This is a genomic window from Achromobacter sp., from assembly GCF_057314935.1.
Window position 1 is genome coordinate 3,616 of sequence record NZ_DBHKZA010000104.1, and the last position, 5,003, is coordinate 8,618.

A 5,003-nucleotide genomic window follows, 5' to 3' on the forward strand; every position below is an offset into this window, starting at 1 on the left:
GAGTCCCAGGACCACCCGAAGCACCCGCTGCGCCGCTGGCCCCGGTGGCGCCCTGCTGGGCGACGGCCTTGTTCAAGTCATCCACATTGGCCTGCAGCTGATTCACGCGGCCTTCGACGTCTTTCATCGCGCGCTCGGACGACGTCCGGGCATCGGCTTGCGCTTCCGCTTGCGCGGCGGCGCTATCCTGCGTCTGGCCGGTGGACAGGCGGACGCGGTCTTGCGTCGGCGCGGCGCTGGCCACGCCCGTGTCACCCGGGCGGGCGACCGTGCCGGATGCCGCGTCCTGGCCCTTCACCACCGACGGATTGGCGCCAGCTGCGGCGCCAAGCCGGGCACGGTACTTGGCAAACGCCTCGGCGTGTTCATTGAAGATGCGGCGCGCTTCCGCGGGGTCGATCGCCCGGACCGTCGCCGCATCCGGAATATTCAGTTTTTGCCCGGCGCGCACCAGATTCATATTGTTCTGGATGAACGCCTCAGGGTTGGCGCGCCACAGCGCGACCAGCATCTGGTAGACCGACGCGTTGGGCACTGCATTGCGCTGGGCAATGGCGAACAGGTTGTCGCCCGATTTCACATTGACGGAGCCCGACGTGCCGCCGGTCCGTCCCGGCGTGCCCACCGCGGCCGGCGTCACATCGGCGCCGGTTCCGCGCAACGGTACCAGGACGCTGACCTGCACTTGGCGCTGCCCGGAGCTGGAGCTGATATCCAGCAGCAAGTCCACCGCTCCGCTTGCCGGCGGCTGCGCGCCGCGAACGCGCAGATTCTTGCGCGTACCATCCAGCCCGTCTTCGATTCTGACCACCATGCTGGCCAGCGGCACCGGTGGCTTCAGGCCAGCGCGCTCCCAGGCGGCTTCGTCCGCCACCTTCACCTTCAGCGTGGACACCTCGTCGGGAGTCAGTTCCTGCAAACCCACCACGGCCTGCAAGGGCGCGCCCGGCACAGATACGACACGTGAATGCCCCACGCGCATGGCCAGCGCCGAACTGCACATGCTCGACCCTATCGCCAGGGCGATCGCCCATTGAAGGGTTTTCAAACGGCGGGCATGCTTCACGTGGCGCGAACGCTGGGTCATAAGCTGGAATTCCGTTCTTGTAGTCGAATTACGGGCTGGAGCCCGTTCTTGCCAGTTAAGCGAGAACAGGCCTCAATTCACCGGAAAAGTGTAATGGATGACGCGCATTTCACAAACCTGAAAGGCGCATTGGCGTTGGCTCGCGGGCACATCCACCACACTGCTTTGACGATTGCATAAACATCAAGGGCACCCGCAGGTGCCCTTGTTTGCCAAACCGCGGAATCAGGCGCCAAAACGGGGCGCCTGAAACGGCATCAGGCTTCGGCCAGCGCGATGCGCAGCATGCGGCGCAGCGGCTCGGCGGCACCCCACAGCAATTGGTCGCCCACCGTGAAGGCGCCCAGGTATTGCGAACCCATCGACAGCTTGCGCAGACGGCCCACCGGAATATCCAGCGTGCCCGTCACGGCAACCGGGGTCAGTGCGGAAACGGTCGCTTCCTTGGTGTTCGGAATGACCTTGGCCCATTGCGTGCCTTGGGCGATCAGCGCTTCGATTTCGTCCAGCGGCACATCGCGCTTGAGCTTGATGGTCAGCGCCTGGCTGTGGCAGCGCATCGCGCCGATGCGCACGCACAGGCCGTCGATCGGGGTAGGCGCCGTGCCGAAAGCGGCGCCGCGGCCCAGGATCTTGTTGGTTTCGACTTCGCCCTTCCACTCTTCCTTCGACATCCCGTCGCCCAGGTCCTTGTCGATCCAGGGGATCAGGTTGCCGCCCAGCGGCACGCCGAAATGTTCGTGGGGCAGCGCAGGATCCTTTTGCTTGGCCAGCACGCCGCGGTCGATTTCCAGGATGGCCGACGCGGGGTCGTTCAGCAGGGGCTTGACCGCCTGGTTGATTTCGCCGAACTGGGTCAGCAGTTCGCGCATGTGCTGCGCGCCGCCACCGGATGCGGCCTGGTACGTCATGGTGGTCATCCATTCCACCAGGTCGTTATTGAACAGCCCGGCCAGACCCATCAGCATGCAGCTGACGGTGCAATTGCCGCCGATGAAGTTGCGCACGCCGCGCTTGAGCGCCGCGTCGATCACGGGACGGTTGACCGGATCCAGCACGATGATGGCGTCGTCGGCCATGCGCAGGGTGCTGGCCGCATCGATCCAGATGCCGTTCCAGCCAGCGCCGCGCAGCTTCGGGTAGACCTCGGACGTGTAATCGCCACCTTGCGCCGTCACGATGATCGGCAGTTTTTTCAGAGCATCAATATCGTAGGCATCTTGCAACGGACCTGCGCCTTCGGCCCAAGTGGGCGCAGCGCCGCCAGCGTTGCTGGTGGAAAAGAACACCGGTTCGATCAGTGCGAAGTCGTTCTCGTCGCGCATGCGTTGCATGAGCACCGAGCCGACCATTCCGCGCCAGCCGACAAGGCCTACTGCTTGATTCATTTCAATCGCTCTATAAAGGTGGAGACAAGGTCTGGGTGGAAAAAAACGTGCAATTCAACAATTTATCAGAATGCACGCATTGATGTTGCAGCGCAGCTTTAAAAAAAAGGGGTCGCAAGACGCGGACAGGCCTTTCGCAGCGCCGTCGCAACAGGACGACAAAAAGGGCCGCCTTGCGGGCGGCCCTTGGAATTCGGGGCTGCGCCGCAAGGGCGCACCCCTTGCCAGGCAAATCAGGCCAGGGCTTTGAGAACTGCGTCGCCCATGCCTGCCGTGCCGACTTTCGTCGTGCCCGGCTCGAAAATGTCGGCGGTGCGCAAGCCGTCGGCCAGCACGCGACGCACGGCGGCTTCGATGCGGTCGGCCTGCGGCGCCAGGTTCAGCGAGTAGCGCAGCAACATGGCAGCCGACAGGATCGTCGCCAACGGGTTGGCGATGCCTTGGCCGGCGATATCGGGCGCCGAGCCGTGGCTGGGCTCGTACAAGCCTTGGCCGCCGGCATTCAGCGACGCGGACGGCAGCATGCCGATCGAGCCCGTCAGCATGGCGGCTTCGTCCGACAGGATGTCGCCGAAAAGATTGCCCGTGACGATGACGTCGAATTGGCGCGGGTTGCGCACCAGTTGCATCGCGGCGTTGTCGACGTACATGTGCGACAGCTCGACATCGGGATATTCGCGCGCCACCTCGATGACGATATCGCGCCAGAACTGCGAGGTTTCCAGCACGTTGGCCTTGTCCACGCTGCACAGCTTCTTGTTGCGCTTCTGGGCCGATTCGAAGCCGATGCGCGCGATGCGGCGTACTTCGGATTCGGCGTAGCGCATCGTGTCGTAGCCTTCGCGCTCGCCCGTGAAGGCGCCGTCGGGCGACGAACGCACGCCGCGCGGCGTGCCGAAATAGATGTCGCCGGTCAGTTCGCGGATGATCAGGATGTCCAGGCCGGACACGATCTCGGGCTTGAGCGACGAGGCGCTGGCCAGCTCGGGGTACAGGATGGCGGGACGCAGGTTGGCGAACAGGCCCAGCGCCTTGCGCAGGCCCAGGATGGCTTGCTCCGGACGAAATTCCCGCGGCAGGCTGTCGTACTTCCAGTCACCGACGGCGCCGAACAGCACCGCGTCCGATTCCTTGGCCAGGTTCAGCGTGGCCGGCGGCAGCGGGTGTTCGAACTGGTCGAACGCGGCGCCGCCCACGGGGGCCTGCTTGATGTCGAAGGAAACGTCCAGCGCATTCAGGACGCGCACGGCCTGTTCAACGATTTCCGGGCCGATGCCGTCACCCGGCAAGACTGCAATGTGGTGGGTCATTTAAGAAACGATCCTGTGGTCAGAATGGGGTTCAGGCGATGGGACGGCTTTCCAGCCACGGATGGCGGGTCAGGCGCTCGGCCTCGAAGGCGCGGATCTTGTCGGCATGGCGCAGCGTCAGGCCAATGTCGTCGAAACCGTTCAGCAGGCAATACTTGCGGAAGGGCTCGATGTCGAAGCCCATCGCGCGGCCGTCCGGGGCAATCACGACCTGGCGGTCCAGATCGATATTCAACTTGTAGTTCGGGAAGGCTTTGACTTCGTCGAACAGGCGCGCCACTTCCAATTCGGACAACACGATCGGCAGCAAGCCGTTCTTGAAGCTGTTGTTGAAGAAGATGTCGGCGTAAGACGGCGCGATGATGGCGCGGAAACCGAACTGCGTCAGCGCCCAGGGCGCGTGTTCGCGGCTGGAGCCGCAGCCGAAGTTCTTGCGCGCCAGCAGCACCGAAGCGCCCTGGTAACGCGGCTGGTTCAGCACGAAATCCGGGTTCAGCGGACGCTTGCTGTTGTCCATGCCGGGTTCGCCGTGATCCAGGTAGCGCAGTTCGTCAAAGAGGTTCGGGCCGAAGCCCGTGCGCTGGATGGATTTGAGGAATTGCTTCGGGATGATGAGGTCCGTGTCGACGTTTTCGCGGTCGAGCGGAGCCACCAGGCCTTCGTGAGTGGTAAATGCTTGCATGATGTCGGTACTCGGAGCTGATTCGCTTAACGGAACGTGCGGACGTCGACGAAATGGCCGGCCACGGCGGCGGCGGCGGCCATGGCGGGGCTGACCAGGTGCGTGCGGCCGCCCTGACCCTGCCGGCCTTCGAAGTTACGGTTCGACGTGGAGGCGCAACGCTCGCCCGGTTCCAGGCGGTCGGCGTTCATCGCCAGGCACATCGAGCACCCCGGCTCGCGCCATTCAAAACCGGCTTCGATGAAGATCTTGTCCAGGCCTTCGCGTTCGGCTTGCTGTTTGACGAGTCCCGATCCCGGCACCACCATCGCCTGGCGCACGTTCGAGGCCACGCGTTTGCCGCGGGCCACGACGGCGGCCGCGCGCAAGTCTTCAATGCGCGAGTTGGTGCACGAGCCGATGAAGACGCGGTCCACGCGGATGTCTGTCAGCGGCGTGTTGGGCTTCAGGCCCATGTACTCCAGGGCGCGTTCCATGCCGCTGCGGCGCACGTCGTCTTTTTCGCGGTCGGGATCCGGCACGCGGGAATCCACCGG

At 64.2% G+C, this 5,003-nt stretch carries 5 protein-coding genes; all 5 read right to left on the minus strand.

The features are described from left to right. The coding region (locus ACO6D5_RS26605) for a type IV pilus assembly protein FimV (protein WP_485827041.1) at positions 1-1,087 on the minus strand (1,087 nt) is incomplete at its 3' end. 257 nt (positions 1,088-1,344) lie between these two features. Then, positions 1,345-2,475, minus strand: coding sequence for an aspartate-semialdehyde dehydrogenase (asd, locus tag ACO6D5_RS26610; protein ID WP_315528143.1), 1,131 nt, complete (start codon positions 2,473-2,475; stop codon positions 1,345-1,347). A gap of 233 nt (positions 2,476-2,708) precedes the next feature. After that, a complete protein-coding gene (leuB, locus tag ACO6D5_RS26615; protein WP_315528142.1) occupies positions 2,709-3,785 on the minus strand; it encodes a 3-isopropylmalate dehydrogenase in 1,077 nt (358 codons plus the stop codon). Positions 3,786-3,816: 31 nt separating this feature from the next. Then, on the minus strand, positions 3,817-4,467 hold the full coding sequence (leuD, locus tag ACO6D5_RS26620) for a 3-isopropylmalate dehydratase small subunit (protein WP_315528140.1): 651 nt from the start codon (positions 4,465-4,467) through the stop codon (positions 3,817-3,819). 26 nt (positions 4,468-4,493) lie between these two features. Continuing rightward, positions 4,494-5,003 (minus strand): aconitase family protein (locus tag ACO6D5_RS26625; RefSeq protein ID WP_485827042.1); only part of this gene is annotated, 510 nt, incomplete at its 5' end.